This window comes from Paenibacillus sp. J31R98 (assembly GCF_056269245.1).
This window is the reverse complement of sequence record NZ_JBWDNO010000002.1, coordinates 315,838-340,514: the sequence shown is the minus strand read 5'-3', so window position 1 is coordinate 340,514 and position 24,677 is coordinate 315,838. Positions and strand designations below refer to the sequence as shown.

Annotated in this window: 27 protein-coding genes; 20 read left to right on the top strand and 7 right to left on the bottom strand. The window is 46.0% G+C overall.

Annotated features, from left to right (window positions below):
• Positions 1-138 precede the first annotated feature (138 nt).
• The 4 genes from AC0YNX_RS09970 to AC0YNX_RS09955 all read left to right on the top strand — a co-directional run bounded on the left by AC0YNX_RS09970 (position 139) and on the right by AC0YNX_RS09955 (position 2,896).
• Complete coding sequence (locus tag AC0YNX_RS09970; RefSeq protein WP_475815535.1) at positions 139-795, top strand: TetR/AcrR family transcriptional regulator; 657 nt, start codon at positions 139-141, stop codon at positions 793-795.
• Positions 796-928: 133 nt separating this feature from the next.
• Positions 929-1,585 carry a TetR/AcrR family transcriptional regulator gene (locus tag AC0YNX_RS09965; RefSeq protein WP_475815534.1) on the top strand — a complete coding sequence of 219 codons (657 nt, stop codon included), beginning with the start codon at positions 929-931 and terminating at the stop codon, positions 1,583-1,585.
• A 111-nt stretch (positions 1,586-1,696) separates the two neighbouring features.
• On the top strand, positions 1,697-2,623 hold the full coding sequence (locus tag AC0YNX_RS09960; protein ID WP_475815533.1) for a phosphotriesterase family protein: 927 nt from the start codon (positions 1,697-1,699) through the stop codon (positions 2,621-2,623).
• Positions 2,624-2,650: 27 nt separating this feature from the next.
• Positions 2,651-2,896 carry a hypothetical protein gene (locus tag AC0YNX_RS09955; RefSeq protein WP_475815532.1) on the top strand — a complete coding sequence of 82 codons (246 nt, stop codon included), beginning with the start codon at positions 2,651-2,653 and terminating at the stop codon, positions 2,894-2,896.
• A gap of 368 nt (positions 2,897-3,264) precedes the next feature.
• Here the strand turns inward: AC0YNX_RS09955 and AC0YNX_RS09950 are convergent, their stop codons facing one another.
• The 3 genes from AC0YNX_RS09950 to AC0YNX_RS09940 are packed head-to-tail and all read right to left on the bottom strand — an operon-like array spanning position 3,265 to position 5,514.
• Positions 3,265-3,975, bottom strand: a complete 711-nt coding sequence (locus AC0YNX_RS09950) for an NAD-dependent epimerase/dehydratase family protein (protein ID WP_475815531.1) — start codon at positions 3,973-3,975, stop codon at positions 3,265-3,267.
• A gap of 22 nt (positions 3,976-3,997) precedes the next feature.
• Positions 3,998-4,654: a TetR/AcrR family transcriptional regulator gene (locus AC0YNX_RS09945; protein ID WP_475815530.1), complete on the bottom strand. Its 657-nt coding sequence runs from the start codon at positions 4,652-4,654 to the stop codon at positions 3,998-4,000.
• A 41-nt stretch (positions 4,655-4,695) separates the two neighbouring features.
• Entirely contained in the window at positions 4,696-5,514 is an 819-nt protein-coding gene (locus tag AC0YNX_RS09940) for an oxidoreductase (protein WP_475815529.1), read from the bottom strand.
• A 402-nt stretch (positions 5,515-5,916) separates the two neighbouring features.
• Here AC0YNX_RS09940 and AC0YNX_RS09935 point away from each other — a divergent pair, with 402 nt between their 5' ends.
• From AC0YNX_RS09935 to AC0YNX_RS09925, 3 genes are all read left to right on the top strand, one after another.
• Positions 5,917-6,750, top strand: a complete 834-nt coding sequence (locus AC0YNX_RS09935) for an SDR family oxidoreductase (protein ID WP_475815528.1) — start codon at positions 5,917-5,919, stop codon at positions 6,748-6,750.
• A 50-nt stretch (positions 6,751-6,800) separates the two neighbouring features.
• The gene (locus AC0YNX_RS09930) at positions 6,801-7,463 is read left to right on the top strand and encodes a nitroreductase family protein (protein ID WP_475815527.1); all 663 of its coding nucleotides are present in this window, start codon (positions 6,801-6,803) and stop codon (positions 7,461-7,463) included.
• A gap of 142 nt (positions 7,464-7,605) precedes the next feature.
• Positions 7,606-8,589, top strand: coding sequence for an MBL fold metallo-hydrolase (locus AC0YNX_RS09925; RefSeq protein WP_475815526.1), 984 nt, complete (start codon positions 7,606-7,608; stop codon positions 8,587-8,589).
• A gap of 108 nt (positions 8,590-8,697) precedes the next feature.
• Here AC0YNX_RS09925 and AC0YNX_RS09920 read toward each other — a convergent pair whose 3' ends face one another.
• The 4 genes from AC0YNX_RS09920 to AC0YNX_RS09905 all read right to left on the bottom strand — a co-directional run bounded on the left by AC0YNX_RS09920 (position 8,698) and on the right by AC0YNX_RS09905 (position 12,161).
• Positions 8,698-8,895 (bottom strand): hypothetical protein, encoded by a 198-nt coding sequence (locus tag AC0YNX_RS09920; RefSeq protein WP_475815525.1) that lies wholly within the window; start codon positions 8,893-8,895, stop codon positions 8,698-8,700.
• A gap of 100 nt (positions 8,896-8,995) precedes the next feature.
• Entirely contained in the window at positions 8,996-10,585 is a 1,590-nt protein-coding gene (locus tag AC0YNX_RS09915) for a phytoene desaturase family protein (RefSeq protein WP_475815524.1), read from the bottom strand.
• A gap of 189 nt (positions 10,586-10,774) precedes the next feature.
• On the bottom strand, positions 10,775-11,413 hold the full coding sequence (locus AC0YNX_RS09910) for a ThuA domain-containing protein (protein ID WP_475815523.1): 639 nt from the start codon (positions 11,411-11,413) through the stop codon (positions 10,775-10,777).
• 25 nt (positions 11,414-11,438) lie between these two features.
• The gene (locus AC0YNX_RS09905) at positions 11,439-12,161 is read right to left on the bottom strand and encodes an SDR family oxidoreductase (protein WP_475815522.1); all 723 of its coding nucleotides are present in this window, start codon (positions 12,159-12,161) and stop codon (positions 11,439-11,441) included.
• A 368-nt stretch (positions 12,162-12,529) separates the two neighbouring features.
• Between AC0YNX_RS09905 and AC0YNX_RS09900 the strand changes: the two genes are divergently transcribed.
• From AC0YNX_RS09900 to AC0YNX_RS09840, 13 genes are all read left to right on the top strand, one after another.
• On the top strand, positions 12,530-13,720 hold the full coding sequence (locus tag AC0YNX_RS09900) for an alanyl-tRNA editing protein (protein ID WP_475815521.1): 1,191 nt from the start codon (positions 12,530-12,532) through the stop codon (positions 13,718-13,720).
• Between the two features lie 148 nt (positions 13,721-13,868).
• Entirely contained in the window at positions 13,869-15,038 is a 1,170-nt protein-coding gene (locus AC0YNX_RS09895) for an acyltransferase family protein (protein WP_475815520.1), read from the top strand.
• A 78-nt stretch (positions 15,039-15,116) separates the two neighbouring features.
• Positions 15,117-15,599, top strand: a complete 483-nt coding sequence (locus tag AC0YNX_RS09890; protein WP_475815519.1) for a hypothetical protein — start codon at positions 15,117-15,119, stop codon at positions 15,597-15,599.
• A 6-nt stretch (positions 15,600-15,605) separates the two neighbouring features.
• Entirely contained in the window at positions 15,606-16,037 is a 432-nt protein-coding gene (locus AC0YNX_RS09885; protein ID WP_475815518.1) for an NUDIX domain-containing protein, read from the top strand.
• A gap of 246 nt (positions 16,038-16,283) precedes the next feature.
• On the top strand, positions 16,284-16,886 hold the full coding sequence (locus AC0YNX_RS09880; RefSeq protein WP_475815517.1) for a hypothetical protein: 603 nt from the start codon (positions 16,284-16,286) through the stop codon (positions 16,884-16,886).
• Between the two features lie 165 nt (positions 16,887-17,051).
• Positions 17,052-17,234 carry a hypothetical protein gene (locus AC0YNX_RS09875; RefSeq protein ID WP_475815516.1) on the top strand — a complete coding sequence of 61 codons (183 nt, stop codon included), beginning with the start codon at positions 17,052-17,054 and terminating at the stop codon, positions 17,232-17,234.
• 73 nt (positions 17,235-17,307) lie between these two features.
• Entirely contained in the window at positions 17,308-17,565 is a 258-nt protein-coding gene (locus AC0YNX_RS09870) for a hypothetical protein (RefSeq protein ID WP_475815515.1), read from the top strand.
• A 26-nt stretch (positions 17,566-17,591) separates the two neighbouring features.
• Positions 17,592-18,299, top strand: a complete 708-nt coding sequence (locus tag AC0YNX_RS09865) for an endonuclease/exonuclease/phosphatase family protein (protein ID WP_475815514.1) — start codon at positions 17,592-17,594, stop codon at positions 18,297-18,299.
• A gap of 214 nt (positions 18,300-18,513) precedes the next feature.
• Positions 18,514-18,945: a GNAT family N-acetyltransferase gene (locus tag AC0YNX_RS09860; protein WP_475815513.1), complete on the top strand. Its 432-nt coding sequence runs from the start codon at positions 18,514-18,516 to the stop codon at positions 18,943-18,945.
• Positions 18,946-19,138: 193 nt separating this feature from the next.
• Entirely contained in the window at positions 19,139-20,029 is an 891-nt protein-coding gene (locus AC0YNX_RS09855) for a hypothetical protein (RefSeq protein WP_475815512.1), read from the top strand.
• Positions 20,030-20,218: 189 nt separating this feature from the next.
• Positions 20,219-20,602: an IolE/MocC family protein gene (locus AC0YNX_RS09850; RefSeq protein WP_475815511.1), complete on the top strand. Its 384-nt coding sequence runs from the start codon at positions 20,219-20,221 to the stop codon at positions 20,600-20,602.
• A 432-nt stretch (positions 20,603-21,034) separates the two neighbouring features.
• Positions 21,035-22,771, top strand: a complete 1,737-nt coding sequence (locus AC0YNX_RS09845) for an ABC transporter ATP-binding protein (RefSeq protein WP_475815510.1) — start codon at positions 21,035-21,037, stop codon at positions 22,769-22,771.
• A complete protein-coding gene (locus AC0YNX_RS09840) occupies positions 22,752-24,596 on the top strand; it encodes an ABC transporter ATP-binding protein (RefSeq protein WP_475815509.1) in 1,845 nt (614 codons plus the stop codon). Before AC0YNX_RS09845 ends, AC0YNX_RS09840 begins: the two co-directional genes overlap by 20 nt.
• Positions 24,597-24,677: the final 81 nt, after the last annotated feature.

Below are 24,677 nucleotides of genomic sequence, written 5' to 3'. Positions count from 1 at the left end.
TAATGACTTATTGTTAAAGACTACAATACCAAACGCAATTAACTAAATCAATAAAATTAGTTAATTACGTTTATTCTGTACATATAATCTGTGAATTGTGTTATAATACTTCGATAGTTAACAAGGGGGAAGTAAGATATGCAAGAAGAGCAACGCGATCAGACGCGTGAAGAAATGATACACCGTCTCATTATTCGCTCCCGCAAGGATAACCTTAACTCCATGAGAGTTGAGGATATGGCGAAATACATGGAAGTAAGCAAAGTGACGATGTATAAATATTTTTCTTCCAAAGATGAAATCCTAGCCTTGGTCGTCGTGAATTTTACGAAATATCTGCATAACAATAAGGAAATCTCAACTCAGGTGTCAGAGTCGATCCTTGAACGGTATCAAGAATCATTCGAACAATCCTTGATGATTAACTATTATTTCTCAGAACACTTCGTCAATGGCTTCAGAACGTATAACCCAAGTTTGTATGAAGAGATCGTTGCTGCGCAGAATTATCGCCTAACACAACTCGATAAATTGTATCGTCTTGGAGCGGAACAAGGTGTGTTTTATCCAGTGAACTCTGCGATCTTCATATTAGATGATGAAATGATTATGCGACGAATTCTTGAGCCTTCATTCTTGGTTCAACATGGTTTAACTTTGGAGCAAGCGCTGCTAGATTACTACGGAATGCAGAAGAGAAAACTAATCTGTCACGAGTACCTGAGTGTTATGGACGATTCACCGGTTGAGAAGGTTATAAGCCACTTTGTTGCAAAGAATTCAAGGCATTTGTAAACCAGTGGTCGGACGAAATGACTATATAGATCTGTTTATTAAGCCATTTCGCTGCTGCGGGATGGCTGTTTATGTTCAGTTTGACTCCGAATCAATTAGGGATTAGAATGAATCAAAATGGAGTGATGTAACGATGGCAAAGCGTGCGATGACACCAGAAGCAAAAGCTTTAAAAGCGCAGGCGATTCTGGATCAAGCGGCTGAGATGTTCCTTTCATCCGAATATGAAAAAATTAAAATGTCCGATATAGCTAAACAGATGGGGATTTCAAACGGTATTCTCTTTGTATACTTTAAGACGAAAGAAGCATTGTTTTTCAGCTTGCTGTGTAGGGAGTATGAGAAGAGGTTTGCACGCATGACGGTTATGGTTCGTGAGCTGCCAATCAGAGAATTCGCTGATTTCAAGAATCTGATCATGACTGAGCTTCAAGAACTGATTGACCATAATCCCTTGTATATAAGGTTGGAATCCATGCGTACGGCGGTTTTTGAAAGAAATGTAGACGCTGAAACCATGTTAAATCAGAAAATTAGGATATACAAAATGATCACAGATTTGGTGGACATCATTTGTGAACATCAAGTATTAACGCTGAATGATGTAATCGATGTTCTTCAAGCGGAAGCTTCCATTATAACGGGATGCAAGTTATCTGCGACTTTACCTGCGGAAGTGGTAGAGATTATTGAGAAGAACGGATTGGAAGGATTAATACGTGATTTTAAGAAGGATGCACTTTCCACAATGAACAACTATTTAGATGGGTATTTTCGAAATAGAAACTAGCTATCCGGTTAATCGGATAGCTTTTTTTGTGCAGTTGTTTTCAAAATGATGTAATTGATGTGATAATAACTATGAACATATTTTTCCAAGAAGAGAGAAGAGGTGCTGTCGTTGCTGCAAACGGTTACAGGTCTCATTACTGCGCAGGAAGCTGGACGAATATTGGAACATGAGCATGTGCTCGTAGGGTTTGTGGAAGACGGGAAGCTTACGCCGGATATGTATGACCGTGACGAGGTAGTCACGTCCATCCTTCCGTATTTGTTGAAGCTGAAGGAAGCGGGATGCAGCACGATGGTGGACTGTGCACCAGAGTACTTGGGAAGGGATCCTTACATTTTGCGGCGGCTGTCGGAACTGTCCGGAGTCCATCTTATCACGAATACCGGCTTTTATAAGAAGCCGTATCTAGCACCTATCGTTTATGAGATGACAGAACGAGATCTAGCCGATATATGGATTCGGGAAGCGCAGGAGGGTATCGGTGAGAGCGGAGTATATCCGGGTTTTATCAAAATCGCGCTGAATGACGGAACGGTCATCGACGACATGCAGCTGAAGATCCTCCATGCCGCAATGCGAACTTCATTGGAAACCGGCCTGCCGATTCAGTGCCATACGATAGGCCATGATGTCGCTCTGCACGCATACGAGATCATGAAACTGGCGAAGTTCGACCAAGAACGGTTCATTTGGGTGCATGCACAAACATTCAAAGTCACTGATGTGTACAAACGACTTGCGGAGGCAGGAGGTTGGATATCCATCGACTCGATTCTGCCGGGGACGTATGAGGAGCATGTGGATCTGCTAAGTCAGTTGCTGGGCTGCGGCGTCGGTGATCGAGTTCTGTTGTCTCAAGATACCGGCTGGTACAATGTTGGACAGCACAAAGGCGGAAACTTGAGGCCATACCATCACTTGTTCACGGACTTTTTCCCTGAAGCAGCGAACAGCGGTCTTGAACTTCGATGGCTGGAGCAATGCGTTACGAGTCATGCCTTTCAAGCGATGAGCAGGCGCTCATCATGCAACTAGGTAGCGCTGCCAGGAAGGGAAGATGACATGGAACCTTTATCGTACAAACCGCTGCGTCCTTCAAAAGCGCCTTCACTTTCTTGGCTCGGCTTTTGGATCGGGCTGGCAAGCATCATACTTTACAAAGCGGGGTTGATCCCTTTAGCGGGTCTGATCCTTAATATTGTCGCCTATTTCAAACACAGGAAGTTGCGGGCACCAAAGATATGGCTGCCGATAGCAGGGGCAATCTTGTGCTTTGTTTACTACATTGCGTATTATTTCGGTTGGTGAGGGCATTACAATAGCGTTATCGGACTGCCTAATGGTCAAGATTGACCATTAGAATAAGAATATAGTACATCCAATCTTTTTACGGTCACCAATGACCATTAGAGTGGTTATTTCACGGTTTTCTCTGACAATTACCTCGCTTATGGACATTAATGTCCGCATGAAAGCTTGAATCTAAATAATCGATGCTAACGGTCATTATTGTCCTGATCAGAAGCCTACACCACTCAGCCACTCAGATACTCAGCCAACTATGGTAGATTCAGACGTCGTGCTACTCCGTCTTTGACGCCAACGGGGGCGAACCCCGGGTTCGCCCAGAAGAGGGAGAAGGGATCACACCATTCTCCGCCTTTATTGGTGTTTGCCTATAAGAGATGAGTTCGTTGGACTGCAGCAAGTGATCCAGCGAGTGATGATATCACGTCCGACTCCAGAATTTCAACAGCTGGACCTTCGCCCCGGGCCTTCGCAATCATCACACGGGCGACATCCCGACTGTCGATAGCCCTATATTTAGCAAGGGATCCAATCATTAATGCTCCGAGAGGCCGGGACAACATAATGAGTATTCGCTCGCCAGACCTTTTCTCGGTGCGCTCCCCAAGCAGCAAGGATGGCCTTATCACGACAAGGCGTTGTAGACCGAGGGCTGCCAAGTCACGCTCCAGCTCTCCCTTAACGCGAGTATAGAGAAACTTTGACTGAGCAGACGAGCTCATCGCTGTAATTACAACGAAGCTTGCTGCTCCAGAACGCCGAGCTGCACGTCCCAGGGCGAGCGGGTACACATAGTCAACCTGGCGAAATGCTTCTTTACTGCCCGCTTGCTTGATTGTTGTTCCAAGCGCACAGAAAACATCAGCGTCCCGCAATAGCTGCTCGTCTATTTCTTCCTCCAGACGGTCAAAGGAGACAATCCGCTCATCCAGCCTTGGATGAGATAAGCCGATTCTTCGCCTTACAAGTGCAATCACGCGGTTGTACGACGGGTGATTGAGAAGCATATGGACTAGCTGGCGTCCGACCAGTCCCGTCGCTCCCACTACAACAGCTGTTGATCCCCTGATTTGTATCATGCCTCCAGCCTCTTTTCAAGATTCATCTTCTAGTTCCAATATACCCATTCAAATAATGGTTCATGGTAGAGAGAACATCATGCTTAAAATCACGTTTAAGTCCTTCCAGTTCGTACTGTTCGATAATGCGTATAACTTCCGCAGACAAAGTAGCAGATAATTTGCAGCCGGTTATGATGGATGCTTCAGCTTGAAGAATATCCAGCACATCCGCTTGTGATAATAAATGATGTTCACAAACAATACTCACGAAATCGATTAACAGCTTGTAAAGATTCATTTTCCGATTTAGCATGGTTTCGGCATCTACATTCTTCTCGAAGACCGCCGTACGCATGGATTCCAATCTTACATACAGGGGATTGCAGTCAATCAGTTCGGTAAGTTCATTCATGATGAGAGTCTTAAAGTCGTCGAAATCCATGATAGGCGATTCTCTTGCCATATCGGTCAGACGCTCAAACCTTTTCTCATACTCCCGACACAAGAGGCTAAAGAATAATGCTTCTTTGGTTTTGAAGTACACAAAGAGAATGCCGTTTGACAGGTCCATCTGCTTGGCTATATCGGACATTTTGATCTGCTCATACTCGGAGGACAATAACATTTCTGACGCTTTATCCAGAATGGCCCCAGCCTTCAAAGCCTTTGCTTGAGGTGTCATCGCACGTTTAGCCATAATCCATCACTCTGATTTCTCGCGTTTGATTTAACTTTACATTAGCTGAAGCTTTTGATAATTCGATCAAAGGCACGATCTCCAAAAACATTTTTAATGAAAACCATTGGCTTGGCAAATTTACCTACCAGATAACGTGTTTTAGGCTTTCTGACGGTGACTGCTTTACCAATCGTCCGCGCGATTAGTTCCGGCTTCGATAATTGATTACCTCTATAATTCTTGATCATACTGTCTGCCGCTTTATTAGCCGCTTGAGCATATGCTCCCTTTGCAGACACCTTTTTAAGGTTCTCTGCGGCAATAATACCCCAGTCTGTCTTGATGCCCCCTGGCTCGATGACAATGACATCAATACCAAGCGGTTCTAATTCCAGACGGAGGCTGTCCGAGAAACCTTCAACTGCGAATTTAGTCGCATGATACCATCCGCCGAACATCGTCCAAATTTTACCGCCCATTGAGGAGATATTAACAATTTTCCCGGCTCTGTTTTTTCTCATGCTCGGTACAACAAGCTGGATCATTCTCGCAAGCCCGAACACATTTACTTCCACTTGGCGTCTTGCTTCTTCCATGGATACATCCTCAACTGCTCCGTATGAACCATATCCTGCGTTATTAACCAGAATGTCGATTTTGCTTTCTTTCTTAAGAATCGTATTGACGCAATTCACCATGGATTCGTCATCGGTTACATCTAATTCAATGGGGATAATGCCTCTTTTAGCAAGATCCTGCATTTTATCTATGCGCCGTGCTGCTGCATAAACCGTGAATCCTTTATTCTTTAGCTCGAGTGCTGTTTCTCTACCTATGCCCGAAGATGCCCCTGTAATCAACGCAACTGTGTTACTCATAATTTGAAAACCTCCATGTTTTGTGTTTATTAATTGATCGTGAGTCAACTATAAGTGACTCTAAGTCAATTGTCAATCGTGAATTTATAGCTTAAATATTGATGTCCGTGAGGCGAGGCGGCAAAATGCTTAACCAACTGTGAAAATGGAGATGACCAAGGAGAATCCGTAAACCATGGAGGGAAAATCGTTGAACATTTCTCTGAAAAATTGTGATCAATCTATCGCATGCCATTAATGAAGCAACTTAAATGATGGTGTTGATTCTCGGACAAACGTTCCCTCTCTGGTGACTTTTGAGGGAAACCAAATTAACTATTTTTATTGATTTAGTTAATATAGTTTGGTATTGTAGTCTCTGTCGGGACGACAACACACTTAAACACGATGGAGGAATTATCAATGAAAACATGGTTTATTACAGGAACTTCAAGCGGTTTTGGCCGGAGTCTTACTGAACTATTGCTGGAGCGTGGTGATCGGGTGGCAGCAACCGTCCGTAAAACGAGTGCGCTAGATGATCTGAAGGCTCAATACGGAGATCAATTATGGGTCGCTACACTGGATGTAACCGATACTGGGGCAATTCGCCAAGTTGTGGATCAGGCGTTTAAGGATCTTGGGCGTATTGATGTTCTGGTTAACAATGCGGGATACGGTTTGTTTGGGGCGGTAGAGGAAGTTAGCGACGAGCAAATTGCACATCAAATCAACACGAATGTCATTGGTTCCATTCAGGTTACTCGTGCTGCTCTTCCTCATCTCCGTGCTCAAGAAGGCGGCCGCATTCTACAGCTGTCCAGCATGGGCGGGCAAAAATCGTTCCCGGCTTTAAGCATTTATCATGCGACAAAATGGGCAATGGAAGGCTTCTTCGAATCTCTGGTACAGGAAGTAGCTCCTTTCGGCATTCAAGCTACATTGGTTGAGCCGGGGACTGCCCGTACGAACTTTCCTGGCAGCAGCATGATTGAGGGAGAAGCGATGGATGTATATGAAACTACAGCAGTGGGCTATTTCCGCCAAATGATCAGATCAAATGATATCGAGTCGATCAAAGGAGATCCGGTCAAGATGGCTCGAGCTATGATTGCCGCAGCTGATGCTGAAACAGCTCCGCTCAGATTAACGCTTGGAAGCGATGCTTATGAGCTTATTTATCAGAGTCTGAATGCTCGGTTGGCTGCGCTCGTAGCTCAAAAAGATATTGCGTACTCGACCGATGTTGATGCTTAAGATCAATCACAGAATGATTCTGTAGAGCCCGCTTTACAAGGAGGAGAACCATGTCTGCCACACAACAGTCCCAAACGCTAGAGCAACAACTTTTCTTCGATGTCATTCAAGGACGTCGCTCTGTCCGCAGCTATGATTCCGAAGTCAGAATCTCACGCGAGGAAATAAGCGAAATGTTGATGCAAGCTACGCTAGCTCCTTCAGGAGCGAACCTTCAGCAATGGCGGTTTCTGGTCATTGACTCTCAGGAGCTAAAGCACAAGCTGCTTCCAATTGCGTTCAACCAACAGCAAGTCGTTGAAGCTTCGGCTGTAATAGCCGTTCTCGGAGACTTGGAGGGTTATAAGCAGGCTGGGAAGATTTACGGTCAAACCGTAGAGGCCGGCTACATGCCTGCGGAAACGGCACAATCGTTCGTTGAGCAATATACGGGTATATTCGAGAACATGCCGACTGATACTATCCGTGAAATCGTTGCAACTGACGGGGGATTGGTTTCTATGCAACTGATGCTCGTCGCGAGAGCCAAAGGTTATGATTCAGTCCCGATGGGCGGCTACGACAAAGCAAAGTTCATGGAAGCATTCGGTATTTCAGAACAATATGTTCCGATTATGCTGGTCGCTGTTGGTAAATCGGCAAAGCCTGGACATCAAACGACAAGGCTCCCAATTGAAGATGTGACCTTCTTTAACGAAATGCCAAAGGCATAATAAATTAATCATTCTTCTTAGAGCAGATTACCATCGCAGCTATGCTCTCCATACGGTAGACAGGAGAAACAATACACCCTGTTACTGTAAGGGGAGCTTTTTCATGGATAGAGTTTATTCAAACTAAGGGCAGTGATCTCAGATGACATCCCACAATCAGAACAACAAATTTAGTAACAGGATCCCAACCAAGACGGGTAACAGCTTAATAACGACGCTCGGCATTCTTAGAGATATGATACGTGGCACTCCGAACCGTTTTCCGTCCAATACCATTCCGTACCAAAAAGTAACCTTCGTTGATCAGCCACAGACGGAGAACATGCAGGTAACCTGGTTTGGCCATTCGGCATTTCTACTCGAAATCGAAGGCTTGCGCTTACTGGTTGATCCGATGTTCGCGAACACGCTATCACCCTTACCGTTCTTTGGCGGGAAACGCTACAGCGGTGAGCTTCCACTTCAGCCCGAGGAATTACCAACTCTGGATGCTATTATTCTGTCTCATGATCACTTTGATCATTTGCATGAAGGTTCTATACGTAAGCTGAAGGACAAGACGGGGCGGTTTATCGTGCCACTTGGCGTTGGGAAACGTCTGCGCAAGTGGGGAGTAGAAGCTTCGAAAATATCGGAGCACGATTGGTGGGAAGAGCTTCAACTCGCGCATTTGAAGCTGGTGTGTACACCAGCCAGACATTACTCGGGCCGCGGCATTGGGGATAAGAACTCTACATTATGGTGCTCGTGGGTAATCTCCGGTGAGCGGGACCGAGTATTCTTCAGCGGAGACAGCGGTTATGGTCCACATTTCAAGGAAATCGGCACGAAGTACGGGCCATTTACTTTGACGCTTATGGAATGCGGTCAATACGATGAACGGTGGTCGTCCATCCATATGATGCCGGAGGAATCGGTTCAAGCGCATCTCGACGTGAAAGGCCGTCTGATGATTCCGGTCCACTGGGGCGCATTTTCTCTGGCTCTCCACGATTGGACCGATCCGGTCGAGCGCGCGGTGAAGGCAGCTGCCGCCTGCAACGTCAGCATCGCCACTCCGCAGATTGGAGAAACCGTCATGGTCGTAGATGGGACGTATCCAACAACGGGTTGGTGGCGGGGATAAGGCAATCTTTCAATACAATAAAAATACGATAGGCAGTCGACCATGTGATCGACTGCCTTTGTTGTTCCGCTAACGGGGCATGAATGCGCGCTAACTCCCCTGAATCAGCTACTCGTAATGAATCCCAACAATGTGGGTCAATGAGATAATAATCATCCGGTTGTCTTTTAACTTGAAATGCACATACGCGTCGTCCGTACTGTAATATGCAATGATTGTCCCTTTCATACTGACAGCGGGGGTATAGTTCCCATATCGATAGTAAATCTCGCAATTCTTATCCTGTTCTATAATGAACGTATTCATTGCTCCCACCTACCCTCAACCGTGAATGGCCAAATGAAATAGTATATGCAACATATCTATTTCTATGTCAATGAGGGAGGGGGTTGCCGAAACGAACACGCTACTGAGCGTGAGATAGAAGTTGCTGCGCCACGATGTAGCCCGAGCCGCCGTTGATGCCGTGACCTGGCCATGTGGCTGCACCGAGCATGTAAAGATTCCCGATTTCTGTTCGGTGGCCGGGCTGTGAAGGCAGCGGCCTGAACAAGTAGCTCTGCATCAAATCGTGAGCTCCACCATAGGGATCACCAGGACCGGAATTCGGATTAAAGCGGGCAATGGTGTCTGGCGTGACGACGGACTTGCCGATTATAGCATCCGGTATATTCGGAATATGCTTGCCAACGATAGCGATTACGCGCTCAGCGAATCGTTCGGTCAGCTCATGTGTCCACGTACCGTCGCCGACATCAATCCGACCGGCAGCATCACCGCGTGGACGGCACGGAACTTCTAGCACCTGGACCCTCATAATCGCTTTGCCGACAGGAGCGCGGCTCGGATCGAGATTGGTAGAGCAATCGACTGTAAAAGTCGGCTTGGCCGGCAGCAGATCCGACATCCCTTGCGCAATGGCTTGAGTGAAGCCGTCAAGCCCATCTGTAAGATGGGGCTGCCCGACTTTGGCAAACCGCGGATCACGCCATCTTGGCGCTTCATTCAGCGCCAAATGGATTTGAACGCAGCCTCTTCCATAGCGGAATCGCTTCGCTTGGCTGCGAATGTCGGTGCTGATTGGCGCATCTGCCAGGAGCGACAGGTACAGCTGATCCGGACCCGTGGAGGCGACGACTGCATGCTTGGCGTGGTATTCCTCGCCCTCGGCTGTACGTACGGCAACAGCCTTGCCGTTATTGACGATAATTCGTGTAGCTTGTGTACCTGTTATGATCGTGCCGCCTTGATCCTGTACTAAACGAGCTAATGCTAGAGCGAGCTGCTCGCTGCCTCCTTCGGGAATGGGCATCCCGCCGCCCATCAGCGCCATCGTCGTGAGCGGTACCCAGATGCCGCTGCCGACTTCGTCCGGCGTCCGGCCGAGATGAGTAACCCATGAAGCTAGCATCGCGCGCATGGTAGGAGACCGGAAATCACTCACCACATTACGAGCTGTGGAGAAGAGGGACGCGGCGAATGCCGAGTAGCTTTTGCCCCCGGTCCGCTCGTCATATAACAAATCCTGTAACGTATTGGAAGCACTCGAACCGGACAAGTCTAAAGAAAACAATTGGAATACATCTCCCGCATAAGGCGCAAATTCTTCGAACAAGCGTCCTAACACGGCACCGTCGCCTGGGGCAAGACGCTCGGCTTCAGCGGCCAAGTCCTCGCTAGAGCGTGATAAAACTGCGGTTTCTCCGTTCTCCATCGAAACACCTGTAGGCAGTTCCGTGTTCACGTATCTAAGCCCTCGCGCCTCGAGTGCTTCCCTGAAGTCCGCATAAGCAGGGCCTGTCAGGAACAAAGGGTGAGCTGCTGCGTAGACGTCATGCTTGAATCCGGGAAGTGTCAGCTCTTCTGTTCGCAAAAATCCGCCGGGTCGGTCATTCTTATCAAGGATGAGAACGCTTCTCCCAGCTCGCGTCAAATAGGCGGCTGCGATCAATGCGTTGTGGCCGCAGCCGATGATGATTACGTCGTACTTGTTCAACGTCGATTCCTCCTCACGAAACTATGAACCAGAACTAGTTTATCGTAAACGAGTTGCGAGGAATGGCGCTTGTTGTCGAGCCCTTCTTAAAGATAAAGCAAAGACCCACAGCCCGTTGCTGTGGGTCTCTATATGATTGAAGTAAGGGACGTTCAGAGAAACCATCATCGGCTTTCATTCGATGTGAAGTTAGATAGAGGTCAGCCATTGCACGCTGTTCTGAATCAGCTTGCGGCAGGATGGATGCAGGAAGGAGGGCTTGTGATGGCCAGGCATTAAGTACACGACATGGCCTTGCCCGCGGGCTGCAGTCCATGCAGCCGGTATGCGCCGGTCGTCTAGCGTATATTCTAGCAGTACTTCAATGTTAGCATCGGAATAGAATTCGAATTGATAGGGCTCCTCCTCAAGTGCAAAAGGCTCGATACCGCTCGTAACCGGATGCTGTGCCGCTGTCTTGCAGAAGTCTAGGCGTTGATAGTCCGGGTGACCGGTAAACTTGGCGCCAATGAGCATCGCACACTCCTCGCGTGACTGCAGCGAAATGCCGTTATGGATGACGAGCAGGCGGCCTCCGCGCTGCACGAATTGGATGAGCGATGTAGCGTGGCTTTCCGCAACTGGAGCTCTCCAGCAGTCGGTGTACGCAATAATCAAATCGTGAGAATGAATGCTATCGGGGTCAAGCGCGCTGTAGTGATCGGTGAACTCGATTGCATAGTGGTCGCCAATGATGGCAGCAAGCTCGTCTTGAATATTAATCAGTGGATGGTGGGGCGCTCGCTCATTATTGTCACCTAGCACAAGAATAGTTTTTCTGACGGTCATCACTAATCTCCTCGCTTTCTTCGCTTTACCAAGGCAATTCGTTCCCTGCATAATCGAGGTATTTCGGCTTCTCCCCGGGGGCGGCTTGTACCGCTTCGTGAACCCGATCAATAAGATGAGCAGCGGACTCGTCCGCAGTTAATGTCGCTTGCGTATTTAATGAGCCGCTCATGTACGATTGCACCCAGCCCGGATGGAGAAGCAGCACTTTCCCGCCGGACTTCTTCACTTCGTTATGGATGAGCGCACCTTGCATATTGACGGCAGCCTTGGACATGCAGTAGCCGAACCAGCTGTTGCGCTCGCTATCAGCAATGCTGCCGGCCTCCGAAGAAATTTGCACGAACAGCTTCGATTGGCCTCGAAGCACGAGCGGCGCAACCGCGTTAGAGACGCGAAGCGGGCCAAGCGTATTGACATTATAGACGCGCTGCATATCCGCGAAAGGTAGCGAATCGAGGATTGTCGCTTGAATATCGCCTAATATCCCCGCGTTATTGATGACTAGCTCCAAAGTGTCCGTGATGTGGGCGATCTGAGCTGCAGCATCGGCGACGCTTTGATCGCTGGCAACGTCCAGCTCTACGAGCGACAGCCGGTCTTGCCATATCTCGGCAAGGTCAGTGAGCTGCTGATTGTCAGCCATGTAGCGTCCAGCAATGACGAAATATTGGCGATTCAGCAACTCCTTCACGAGCGCAAAACCGAGACCGCGGTCTGCGCCGGTTACGAACGCATATCGTTTCATGGGAAAGTGCCAACTCCTTCTCCGTTGAATGAATAGTTACAGGTAGTACCTTTTACCATTTTACTCTTTTTCCGCCAATGTCTACAGGGTATATTTAGAACAGGTGGGATCTTCGTATTCAGTTGGGAGCACCCCATACATAGTGTCGTCGAATATTCAAACGAACAATAGATAAAGTAATCGAAGAATCAAAGGCAGATGATCCTGATACCAGTAATCCTTCAAAGTGGTATTCGGGTACAAAGGCGAGGGTTATACCTTCTACTGTTATTTTTAAGAGCCATAAACCTTACTAACACCTATGAATTCAGAGGCAATAGGATAAAATAGAATGAGAACATGATTACGCACAAGAAAAGGGTTGAACGATGACGATCAGATTGTATTATGACGCTTCCTACGTAACCGAATGGGAGACTAAGATTACGAAGTCGCTTAAGAGAGAGGATGGATGGTACGTCCTTTTGGAGGAGAGCGCCTTTTATCCTCACGGAGGGGGTCAGCCTTGCGATACGGGGACCATCAACGGTGTGCCTGTATTGGAAGTTATTAGCGAGGAAGATGAAGTGCTGCATAAAGTAGAACAATTGCCGGAGGGGACGGAAGCGTCATGCCGGATTGATTGGCAGCGAAGATTCGATCATATGCAGCAGCACAGCGGTCAGCATCTGCTGTCGGCAGTTTGTCTAAAGTTATTTGGCGCGATGACGCTAAGCTTTCACTTAGGGCTCGAGTCCGCGACTATCGATGTGGAAATTCCCGAGTTAACACCGGAGCAGTTAACCCTTCTGGAACGGGAAGTGAACCAGGCGATCTATAATAATCACCGAATAGCGAGCTATATGGTTTCCGAGGAGGAAGCCAGACGTTTGCCGCTGGCGAAGCCGCCGAAAGTGTCGGGGAACGTTCGGATTGTTGAGATAGAGAGCGTAGAGTACAATGCGTGTGGCGGAACACATGTATCATCTACGGGTAGCATTGGGATGATCAAGCTGCTGAGAACGGAGAAGATGAAAGGGAATACTCGGATCTCATTCAAAAGCGGCAGCCGTGCCTTAGCGGAGTTTAATGACTGCGTGGGGATCATAGGGAAGTTATCGTTAAAGTTCAATACCGGGAAAGATGAGATTCTGGCTCGCATTGAGAAGTGGGAGCAAGAGCAGAAACTGCTTCAAACGGAATTGGCCGCACTTAAGGAGCAGAATGACTCATTCGTCGCGCGCGAGATCTTGGAACGGACGGATAGCAAGGAAAGCAATGTGATTGCGCACCAATTTGAGAACAAGCCTTTGAAAGAGTTACAAAGCCTGGCAATCAAACTCACGTCATTGACAGATGATTCCGTGCTGTTCGCCGATCTTGCGGAATTCAAAGTGGTACTCACGCACAGCGGGAAATTCGAGCTTTCCTGTGGTGCATTCTTTAAGGAGCATTTAGGGGCGTACGGCGGCAAAGGCGGAGGCAGCAGCATCATGGCGCAGGCTGGTTTCGGGACACTGAACGAGTTACAGGCTTTCTACGAATTCGTTAGAGCAAGCTTCCGAAACAGTATCGGTTGACCATTACAATGTACTTACGCAGACAAGCAGTCGGTCAGAATGAACCGGCTGCTTATTAGGATTGACAATTCGTAGACTCTATGTAATATTTTAGCTAAAATAGATTTCCCTAGTAAAATGATCGTACATAATGAGGGGGACACTTCAGATGGCTGAAAATGGGCGGCTAGGTGAACTAGACTCTCTTCGTGGAATCGCTTCCATGAGTGTAGTGCTCTATCATTCCGCGGCGCTTCTCGGAATTATGTCTGCTTTGCCATGGTTGTATCATACACCGCTTCAGGTTCTGCTGGCCGGCCATCAGGCCGTGATTTTCTTCTTTCTACTAAGTGGATTTGTATTGTCCTTGCCTTATGCCGAGGGGAAATCGCGTGGTTACGGCAACTTCATTCTTCGGCGTCTGATCAGACTCTACCCGCCTTATATTGTCTCTCTCGCATTTGGGTGTGCACTTCGCCTTCTATTCTATCGAGTTCCGATTGATGATCTTTGGTCCAGGCCGATCGGCTGGATCCCGATTCTACAGCACGTTGTCATGATTGATCAATTCCATCAGCAGTATTTCAATCCGGTCATCTGGTCACTTGTTATGGAGATGCGGATTGCGCTTATCTTTCCTTTCATTATCTGGCTAGTCATGAGGGCGAACTGGATATGGAGCTTCTTGATCGGTCTCGCTCTATCGATCAGCGGAATTCTCCTGCATGTGCACTATCAAGACAGCATTGACTTCTTCACGAATTATTACGATACAGCGCATTATGTATTCATGTTTATGTTTGGCGCAATTATGGCGAAGCACCGTCATCGCCTGGTGGAATATTTCAAGAGACTTCATCTCGTCACGCGAATTGTGCTCGGTATTATTGCTTTCCTCATCTATACATGGGGCAACAATCTAGGCTGGGAACATGGGGGACTTCTCGGGAACCTGGTGTCGGACTGGTTCACCATGCTAACTTCGGGCTTCTTTATTATTGCGGCTTTAGGGTCGATCAAGTTCAAAGCCATTCTTCATTGGCGGCCGATCGCGTTTGTCGGACGTGTCTCGTACAGCTTATATCTCGTACACCTTGTCGTCTTGCTCGCATTGATGAACATGTTCACTAACCCATCATTCCTGCTTTACCCTGAAGATTATGACAAATACTATATTTCGCCGTATTGGTTGCTAGCTGGCACGGTAGTCCTCAGCTTGGCACTCGCCGCACTGTCTTATCGGTATGTCGAGCTGCCATCCATACGTCTGGGACGTTACCTGATGGGGCGCAAAGTAACCCGTCAGAACTATCAAGGTGAACTGACAGCGAAAAGGTGATTGAAATGTTCTTAGACAACTGATCGAAAGATCAGTTGTTTTTTATATCTATATCGTAATACTGCGGAGGGGACGAAGATGACAGATAACAATAAAGAGATTGTAGTCTGCAATGATGTAGGTTTATACGTCCAGGCTCTGTCACGCGGCAAGCATTATGAAGTAATAGCGGAGGATGTTGCGAAGGAACAGTTTAGAGTCGTTGGTGATAATAACCGAGCAAGGTGGTTTAGTAGGCATTATTTTGTCCCTGTCGGAAGTAGCGTTCTTCTAATGGATACCTGGAAATTTGACGACACGATTGAAGATTCAAGTGAAAGTTCTCTGGAGCACATCGAAATCACAATTACCTTTAGTGATGGGCATAAGAGATGGTGTTCTCTTTGCACGAGAGCTGGATTACTGGATTACATTGATCGGAATATGGACGGAAATGGTTTCTTGATAAAGAATCAAATCATTGTGAAGAACTTCTCAGAAGAAGTGGTAGATGATGCGTTGGAGCATTTAGATCAAACAAATCAGTTGCTACTTAGCAGCAGCTTATTAAGGGAGGATTAGAACAAGATGGAAAGAACATCTGACGCGGCTGGTTGTGCGATTTTTGATGAGTTTGGGAAGGTTCTACTCGTCCATCACACATATGGGAAGAAGAAGTGGGCATTGCCAGGTGGCGTTGTCGAAAGCGGTGAGTCTTCTTGGGAAGCGGCAATTAGAGAGTGTCGAGAAGAAATACAAATCGAAGTTACTGACCTGTCTCTTAGTGGACTTTATTTCTTATCCCACCGTAATGCGTATGTTTTTATTTTTCGTGCGAATGCATTTAATGGAATTCCAAGTCCAGACGGCGAAGAAATCGATGAATATGGCTATTTCGACTTGAAAAACCTTCCGAAACCTATGTCCAATTTTACCATTCAAAGAATTAAAGATGCTGCTGCATTTGCAAATCAAGTTTTCTTAAGAGACCAACATGTCAATGATTATGTCATTGAATAACCTTAATGATAATCAAAGAGAAAAGGGAGTTAGAAAGCCAACTGTGTTCTCGCCTGTCAGGAAGAGGAGGTTACTGTTAATGGTTTTTTTTCCTTTTAGCGCTGTATTTCTGGTGCCGATATTCAGCTTTCTATTCGTTGTTATTTTACTAAAAGCCATTGAAAAGATAGTCAATAAAAGACGTTACGGCACGGAGATGTTTTGGAGTGGTGCTTTTTTTGCATTGGCTATGTGGTCTATTAGTGTATGCGTATCAGCATTGAATTAACGGGCACTATCGTTCAGAAATCTTGGGGGTCAGTTATGTTGAAAAAGATTTTTTTGTTTTACATTATGTTATTAATCTTTATTAGTGGATGTAGTAATACGGAACATCCGAACTTAAGTTCTGAGCAAACATTAACCAAAGACTTACAGACAACTGATTTTGAGATCATGTTTCAAGAAGTAAACATTTTTATTGGACTTGAAACCGAGCTATTAGTCGATAAACTAGGGGATGGTACAGCGGAGGAGTCTAATAATTATGGTTATGTTGGGAATGATCCAGACAATAAATATAAGTATTACATGCGAGGATACCCGAAGGAAGATCCTGTAATTGAAGTTTATACTAGACAAGAAATTGTTTCTGGAGACTCAGAAGTAAGTCAGATAACTTTATTAAGTGTTCAAACGAGCAGAGGATTGAAGGTTGGGGACAAAGTGGAGCGTGTAACACAAAGTTATGGCGATATTAAGTTTGAAAATAATGAAGGTAAGTATGAATTAGGTAATAAAGCAATTACCTTCTATTCGGATGATAATGATGTTATAGAGAGTATTATTATTTTAGGGACCTCTAATTGATGGCCGGCGTAAGGCTGCCGTTTCTCAACTAAAGGAATAGGTCAATATCCGTCGAAATATTAGGCTTCAGACTTAGAAAAAATAGAGAACTAATGGACAACATTTCTAGCCTTCAACTCGTATACATGGATGGCAAGGAAGAACCATTTTATGGGAGGCTTATAGATGAAAGAATTTAATAAAGTCGTTGGTGGTGGTAAGCTAATGCAGAGAAATCTCTCACTATATGAAGTTATAACCATTGTTCTATTGCTTATAATTGCAGGAAGTCTTCTTTACATATGCACTTTTTTGGATAATATTGAGCATCTTCTTCAGGTTATCGCTCAAGCTACTGGAAATGGCTGAAGAGTATAAGTTTGGCGTGGCATCTGCCGATAGTGCAAATACAATAGGCTAATCGCAAGGAGCTGAAATAATAATGACTGTAATATCTATAACAAACCCAAGATGGATTCCAGTATTCCTTAAAGAGAAAAATCTCCCAGAAAGAGAATTTGAGCACCTTCAAGAATGCTTCAGATACCTAAGGAGTCTTGGGCAGTTTAATGGATATAGTAACAATGGCATTTATAAAGTAATTAACTTAGGAATTGATGATGGCCAAGTTCATAATGATTTCAGTTTTAGGACAACAGAAGCAGCAAAAGCAAAACGAGCTGGTCGCAAGACTCGATAATTCATCGTAGAAAAGAGAGGTTGCAGATGAGAATTGTTTCTTGGAATTGTAAAATGGCTTTTCGTAAAAAGCATGATAAAATGACCCGTTACAGTCCTGATATTATTGTAGTCCCAGAATGTGAAAACCTAATGAAAAAGAAGCATGACATTAATTATCAGGATTTTATTTGGGTTGGAGAAAATGATAATAAAGGGTTAGGCATTTTCTCTTTTAATGAAAAGTATAAACTGAAAATCCATGATGATTATACAGATGAATTTCAATATATAGTCCCAATAAGCATATCAAGTGAAGACGAGTCCTTTATACTATTTGCTGTTTGGACTAAGGGCGATAAAACAAAGAGCAAGGAAGAAACTTATATAGGTCAACTATACCTAGCCCTTAAGAAATATGAACAATTGCTAGATGGTAAGTGTATCATTGCTGGTGATTTCAATAGTAATGCTATTTGGGATGATTCAAGAAAGAATAATCACTCAACCGTAGTAGAAATACTCAAAAACAAAGGTATTTCTAGTCTTTACCATACTCGGAGTGGAGAAGGGTTTGGGAAAGAAACGTTGCATACATACCTTCACAATAAACCTAAGACCCCATTTCATATCGACTATATATTTGCTTCCGATGCTCTAATCAGTAATACAACTCATTTCAATATTGAGGACATGTCTTTGCTAACAGAATTAAGCAGTGATCATGTACCGCTGATATATGAATTTGAAGAATGAATAAGTAGCAGTTGGAGCAAGTGCGAAGTGGCACATATGGAAGATAATAAATATGCTAGAACATTCCCGAGCAGAGTACTGATTTGGCAATTGTAAAGGAATTAGTTGGAGTATTTGAAGTTGATCCACTGAAGTTGATAAGTGGGAAACTTCTATGGAGACTCCAATCGATCTGCCATAATCGGTAGCCTGTTGCGCTGACGGGAGATCATAAATGGACTTTAAAAAGTTGGATCAGGATGGACTTTCAATTTTAGAAGAATGGTTCAAAGATCCAGAGGTATTAAAATGGTTAAGTGGAACATTACCTTTACTGCAATGGTATAACCATGTTGAGCAGAGTTCAGAATATTTTGCATGGATGGTAATTGAAAACGGCGTTCCAGTAGGTCAAATTAGTGTGGATCTGTATGATGATCAAACAGCGGCAATAAGTATATTATCAAATCCTCGACGGCGCTATAAAGAATACGGTACTAAAATGCTTCAAGCATTAGTAAAACGCTCGGAACTCTCATCGACACAGATGATAAAGGTAGAAATAGAAACTGGTAATCATGCAAGTATAAATTGTTTTAAAAAAGTGGGTTTTATTAAACAGGGATTAGACAAAGAAGATGGACTAGTTGAACTCACTTATTACTAAAATAGCGAGGCTGCCGGTAAGTAGATCCGGCAGCCTCGTTTTCTTAATGGGTAGGAAATATAATGCAGATTGCGAATACCTCAAGTATGCAGTATTCGATTATGAGCCATATCTCAACTATATACAGGGAGACGAAGCAATGTAGTTAGTAGCTAATAACAATTTAGTTATCATAAGTAGGATGGTGAAGAACGTGAACTATATATTTGACCGATCTATTAATTTAAATGTAACGACATATGATCTACTCGCAAGTAAAGGAGAAAAGTTAATTCATTTATTAGACATTGTATTTGATAAAGTTATTCCATTTATTAAAAATGATGTAGTTATTACGACACAGAAAAGCAATTTAGATTATAAGAAGTATGAATTCAATAAAAAGGATATTGAAAAATTATATAAGTCTATATTAAATGGTGAGAATATAGAGATACTTATTGAAGATAAAAAAAGTCAATCAATAGGTCCTAGACATATCATTCCAAATATTAGTTCTGGTATATCTTGTTATGATGCTGATAAAATACGGGCAAAAGTACTCGGTGCTTTTAATCTTTTTAATACATTTACAGTAGGATTGAGTGAGAGATTATTTAATAATCAAATTCCCTTGCAAATTCAAGAATTGTTTATTTCTGTTTTCAAAGAAGCTATTCAGTCATTAAATGGAGTAACTGGGTATATATCTTTTGACACATCAGTGGCTAGCGTGTCTTTAAATCCAAGCCCTCTAGAGAATTACTATAATATCCGGTTAATTGATTCTCCTCGTTTTACAGAATGTTTACGTGGATATTACTGGATGAATTACTTAACAGAAACTCACATAGATAAAATGGGTGGCATAAACGAGGTAATGAATAACCATCCTTGTTTTCATGCCGAACAAATGAAAACATTTGATCATAATGGTGTTTGTTTGCAATTGACGCCCGATATTAACACATATAGCGATGAACAACTATTGAGACTTCGGGCTTTTTTGTTGCCAGCTCTTTTTCTCGGAGATGGTGTTAAAAAATCAAAAAGTTTAGAGAATTCTCCAGAGGCAGTAACACGTTTAGTAGAACACTTAATATAAGAACTAAAAAACTAATACTCACGAAAAATTCAATAAATACAAGATGAGGTTAAGGGCTTTTCGGACGATTGGAACGGGCACGATAGCACTATGATGAACAGGCCGCCTATTATTGGCGGCCTGTTGAGCTAACGGACAGTTTAGTTCCAATATGTGGTATCATATAACGCAGGAATGGAGGTAAAGTTGATGAGTAGAAAGATAGTATTCGTCCTAATACTTATTTTATTTTCATTAACTGTATCTTGCACTAATAAGCCAAGCATTGATATTGGGGATGCAGTAGGGAAAGCCGAGGACTCTTTTAGAAGACTTGATGGGATTGATACAGCAGTATCTGCGTTTGATGGTAAAAAAGATGTTAAATTCAGACTTATGGTTGAGGGAAATCTTACAGAAGATGAGGCAACTAAATTATTCAGACGCATAATGGATACTATTGCCGAGTTTTCGAATCAACCAGATGTCTGGGATTATTACAATGGTTTCTTTGATATCAAAAATTATGATCAAGGTGTCATTTATGATGGAACAAAGCTGATTGGTGAAGATTTGAAGGTTCAGTCGAAGTGAAATTTCTACAGAAGGAAAAGCAAGAATTAGAACTTTATAAGCGATTTATTGATGATTTGGTAGAGCTCAGCCCTGATTAGAATAGTTAACTTCCCCGGTCGCTCATTGCGCTAACGGGCACTATCGCTCAATACAACACGACGGCAGCTGGCTTAGTTATCAGCTGCCGTTTTTCATTGAAGTAACGAGGCAGTTTAGCGCAACAAATCGTCATTTATAGCGTTTTAGTTGATATGGGATAATATGGAGTTTATAGGGAGTGCCGCCAAAGCGGCATACCTGTTGCTTTTAAAAACACTAACGGACTGTCTAGTTCAGTCACATGGTCTACTATGTTCGCAAAACAAGATTCACAGATTATTGCTAGAATCGGCTATAATGAACGAAACAAATGAAGGTAAAGATTTCAAAACTTGGCGGAGGAACACAGGCATGAACATATTGCGTTTTTTGGGGAAATACAGGGTTGCAGCCAGCATGGCTGTCGTTATGATGTTGATTGAACTGGCAGTGGAGCTGATTCAGCCTTTTCTCATTTCGGTCATTATTGATGAAGGTATTTCGCAAAAGGATACGTCGGTGGTGCTGCTGTGGGGTGGATTATTGGTAGTGGGCTCGGTTGCCGCATTCATCGCAGGTATTCTGAGCTCTTTTTTTGCCTCGCATGCCAGTCAGGGGTTTGCGTTCGATGTCCGTGAGGCCCTTTACACCAAGGTGCAGGGCTTCGCTTATCCGGTCTTTAATCGCTTTGCCACCTCATCCCTCATCACCCGGTTAACGAATGATGTTACGCAGCTTCAGGATACGGTATTCATGGGACTGAGGTTTATGCTGCGTATGCCGCTTGTTGTCATCGGGAGCATCATCATGGCGCTTGTCGTCCATGTGCAGCTGGGCTTCCTGCTTACCTTGACCGTTCCCGCACTGCTTGTATTCGTCATTTGGATCATGAAGAGAGCATCCGTTTTATTCAAAAAAGTTCAAATGAATCTGGATACGCTGAACCGCGTGATGCAGGAGAATCTGACCGGCATGCGGCTGATACGCGTGTTTGTCCGGCGTAAGGAAGAAGCGGGCCGTTTTGCACAGCTGAGCGACGAATTAATGAAGAGTACGGTCTCCGCCTTGCGTCTGACGGAGATTACGATGCCATTTATCCTGCTAATCATGAACGCAGGAATTATTGCCGTGCTTTGGTTTGGGCATAAGCAAATAAGCATGGGGACCGCGACTGCGGGCGAGGTGGTGGCAGTTGTGAATTATTCGCTCCGAACGGCGGGGGCCCTATCGGCCTTCTCCATGATCGTGGCGACTTTCTCCAGAGCCCGTGCGTCTGCTCAGCGGGTTGATGAAGCATTGAACACGGACAGCGAAGCGCCGGTCAGGTCGGACCGGAATCCTGAAGGGCTCTGTGTTGGGGGCATAGAATTCGAACATGTTTCCTTCCAATACCCGAACTCGGAGGCCCGCGTGCTGGTGGATATTAGCTTCAAGGTCCGTCCGGGAGATACCGTGGCGATCCTGGGGGCTACCGGCTCGGGCAAATCCTCGCTGATGCAGCTTGTTCTGCGCCTTTATGAGGAAACCGCAGGTAGCGTGCTCATCGACGGACGGAATGCCCGCGAACTGGATTCGGAAAATTTGCACCGCTCCATCGGTTATGTGTCCCAGGAAGTGCTGCTGTTCTCGGGCACGATACGCGATAATATCGCTTGGGGCTTGGAGGATGCCAGTATGGAGCAGGTGATGGAAGCGGCTAGGCTGGCGCAAATTCACGAGACGATCGAGAAGCTGCCCGATCAGTACGATACCCTTCTTGGACAGCGGGGCATCAATCTCTCTGGGGGGCAGAAGCAAAGGCTGTCAATCGCCCGCGCCTTGATCCGAAAGCCGGCTATCCTGCTGCTGGATGACAGCACCAGCGCGCTTGATGTACGAACGGAAGCGGCATTGTTGCAGGCGATCAAGGGCATGTCCTGCACGACGCTCCTGATTACGCAGAAGATCAGCTCCACGATAGGGGCGGATCTGATTCTGCTGCTGGACGAGGGCAGTCTCATTGCACAGGGAACTCATGACCAGCTGATGGCCAGCGACGACTTGTATCGGCGTATTTATGAATCGCAATTCGGGAAGGAGGGGGCGGCATATGTGGGAAGCATTACGTGAGCCCTTCCGGTATCCGAGGCCACTCGGGAAGGATGCCGTTCAAGGCGCATCTTCAGCGGACAAGCGTCCCAAAGCCCAGGCTAAGGACTGGCAGGGAACGCTCAGCAGGATTTGGAATTATCTGTCTCACCGGAGAGGCAAGCTTTCGCTGGTCATGCTGCTGGTTATTGGAAGCTGCGGGCTTACGCTGCTTGGTCCGTATCTGATTGGAATGGCCATTGACGATTATCTGGGGGGACCGGGGGGCAGGCCATGGCTGCTGTTTCTGCTCGGTTTGACCTGTGTCTATGTGCTTCAATCCATTGTGGGCTGGCTGCAAAATATATGGATGATTCAGATCGCCCAGGAAACCGTGCTGAGGATGCGCGCCGATCTCTTCGCGCAGCTGCATCGCCTGCCGATCCCGTTCTTCGGGAAAAACCGGCAGGGCGATCTCATGAGCCGCATGACTAACGATATCGACAACGTGAGCTCTACGCTCAACAGCTCGGCGATCCAGCTGTTATCCAGCGTGCTGATGCTGACGGGCACGGTCGTCGTCATGCTGTTGCTCAGTCCGCTGCTTACGCTGCTTACTTTTTTGGTGGTTCCGCTAATGGTGCTCGGCATGCGGTGGATTACGCGGCGGACAGGAGCGCTATTCAAGGAGCGTCAGCGGAATTTGGGTGAATTGAACGGGTTCGTGGAAGAAACGCTGTCCGGCCAGCGGATTATCAAAGCGTTTTCCCAGGAAGAGCGGGTTATTGAGGCGTTTCATGAACGCAATGTGCGCATCAAGCAATCGGGATTCTGGGCGCAGACCATATCGGGCTTCATTCCCAAGCTGATGAACGGTCTCAACAATCTGAGCTTCGCGATTATTGCCTGTGTCGGCGGAATATTGGCTATCCGGGGAGCGATAACCGTCGGGGTCATCATCGTTTTTGTCGAGTACGCCCGGCAGTTTACTAGACCTCTTAACGATCTGGCCAACCAGTGGAATACCCTCTTGTCCGCCATCGCAGGAGCGGAACGGGTATTTGAAATCATAGATGAGCAGGAAGAAGACGTGGACGAGCACACGGCTGCCTCGCTTGATGCCGTGGCAGGCGCGATCGTCTTCCATAAGGTGTCCTTCGCTTACGAGGCGGGAAGAAATACGCTAAAGGAGATTAGCTTCGAGGCGAAGCCCGGTGAAACGATAGCGATCATCGGTCCTACCGGAGCCGGCAAGACTTCGCTTATTCAATTGCTCTCGCGTTTCTATGATACGCATGCGGGGACGATCACGTTAGACGGGCGAGATATCCGGACGATTAGGCGGGAAAGCCTCCGCTCCCATATGGCATTCGTGCTGCAGGATTCCTTCCTGTTTGAAGGTACGATCCGCGACAATATACGGTATGGCAAGCTCGATGCCACCGACAGTCAGGTGGAAGAAGCCGCCAGGCTCGCCAATGCCCATTCATTCATCATGCGGCTGCCCGGCGGATATGACCGGAAGCTGATGGCTGATGGCAGCGGTATCAGTCAGGGACAGCGGCAGCTGCTTGCCATCGCGCGCGCCATTCTTGCCGATCCGGCCATTCTCGTGCTGGACGAGGCGACGAGCAGTATCGACACCGTCTCCGAGATCAAAATCCAGGAGGGCTTGAAGCGGTTGATGAAGGGGCGAACGAGCTTCGTTATCGCCCACAGGCTGAACACGATCCGCGAAGCCGACCGCATTCTGGTGCTAAAGGATGGATGTCTGGTGGAGCAGGGGCCTCATGAAGAGCTGTTGAGAAAGCAGGGGCTGTATAGTGATCTGTATCATGGCAGCTTGAGTAGTAAACGGAGTAGCTAGTGCTAACGTGACGATACGTCAATAAACCAACAGCCTGCTGGAGTCCAGCAGGCTGTTGGTTTATGTATCTGTACAATAAAG

Coding starts and splice junctions, on each gene's coding strand:
- AC0YNX_RS09900 (WP_475815521.1), top strand. CDS start 12,530: ATGACGATCAGATTGTATTATGACGCTTCCTACGTAACCGAATGGGAG.
- AC0YNX_RS09865 (WP_475815514.1), top strand. CDS start 17,592: ATGAGAATTGTTTCTTGGAATTGTAAAATGGCTTTTCGTAAAAAGCAT.
- AC0YNX_RS09965 (WP_475815534.1), top strand. CDS start 929: ATGGCAAAGCGTGCGATGACACCAGAAGCAAAAGCTTTAAAAGCGCAG.
- AC0YNX_RS09850 (WP_475815511.1), top strand. CDS start 20,219: ATGAGTAGAAAGATAGTATTCGTCCTAATACTTATTTTATTTTCATTA.
- AC0YNX_RS09955 (WP_475815532.1), top strand. CDS start 2,651: ATGGAACCTTTATCGTACAAACCGCTGCGTCCTTCAAAAGCGCCTTCA.
- AC0YNX_RS09895 (WP_475815520.1), top strand. CDS start 13,869: ATGGCTGAAAATGGGCGGCTAGGTGAACTAGACTCTCTTCGTGGAATC.
- AC0YNX_RS09910 (WP_475815523.1), bottom strand. CDS start 11,413: ATGACCGTCAGAAAAACTATTCTTGTGCTAGGTGACAATAATGAGCGA.
- AC0YNX_RS09920 (WP_475815525.1), bottom strand. CDS start 8,895: ATGAATACGTTCATTATAGAACAGGATAAGAATTGCGAGATTTACTAT.
- AC0YNX_RS09840 (WP_475815509.1), top strand. CDS start 22,752: ATGTGGGAAGCATTACGTGAGCCCTTCCGGTATCCGAGGCCACTCGGG.
- AC0YNX_RS09905 (WP_475815522.1), bottom strand. CDS start 12,161: ATGAAACGATATGCGTTCGTAACCGGCGCAGACCGCGGTCTCGGTTTT.
- AC0YNX_RS09885 (WP_475815518.1), top strand. CDS start 15,606: ATGGAAAGAACATCTGACGCGGCTGGTTGTGCGATTTTTGATGAGTTT.
- AC0YNX_RS09880 (WP_475815517.1), top strand. CDS start 16,284: ATGCGTATCAGCATTGAATTAACGGGCACTATCGTTCAGAAATCTTGG.
- AC0YNX_RS09935 (WP_475815528.1), top strand. CDS start 5,917: ATGAAAACATGGTTTATTACAGGAACTTCAAGCGGTTTTGGCCGGAGT.
- AC0YNX_RS09970 (WP_475815535.1), top strand. CDS start 139: ATGCAAGAAGAGCAACGCGATCAGACGCGTGAAGAAATGATACACCGT.
- AC0YNX_RS09930 (WP_475815527.1), top strand. CDS start 6,801: ATGTCTGCCACACAACAGTCCCAAACGCTAGAGCAACAACTTTTCTTC.
- AC0YNX_RS09845 (WP_475815510.1), top strand. CDS start 21,035: ATGAACATATTGCGTTTTTTGGGGAAATACAGGGTTGCAGCCAGCATG.
- AC0YNX_RS09950 (WP_475815531.1), bottom strand. CDS start 3,975: ATGATACAAATCAGGGGATCAACAGCTGTTGTAGTGGGAGCGACGGGA.
- AC0YNX_RS09890 (WP_475815519.1), top strand. CDS start 15,117: ATGACAGATAACAATAAAGAGATTGTAGTCTGCAATGATGTAGGTTTA.
- AC0YNX_RS09925 (WP_475815526.1), top strand. CDS start 7,606: ATGACATCCCACAATCAGAACAACAAATTTAGTAACAGGATCCCAACC.
- AC0YNX_RS09870 (WP_475815515.1), top strand. CDS start 17,308: ATGACTGTAATATCTATAACAAACCCAAGATGGATTCCAGTATTCCTT.
- AC0YNX_RS09945 (WP_475815530.1), bottom strand. CDS start 4,654: ATGGCTAAACGTGCGATGACACCTCAAGCAAAGGCTTTGAAGGCTGGG.
- AC0YNX_RS09875 (WP_475815516.1), top strand. CDS start 17,052: ATGAAAGAATTTAATAAAGTCGTTGGTGGTGGTAAGCTAATGCAGAGA.
- AC0YNX_RS09860 (WP_475815513.1), top strand. CDS start 18,514: ATGGACTTTAAAAAGTTGGATCAGGATGGACTTTCAATTTTAGAAGAA.
- AC0YNX_RS09940 (WP_475815529.1), bottom strand. CDS start 5,514: ATGAGTAACACAGTTGCGTTGATTACAGGGGCATCTTCGGGCATAGGT.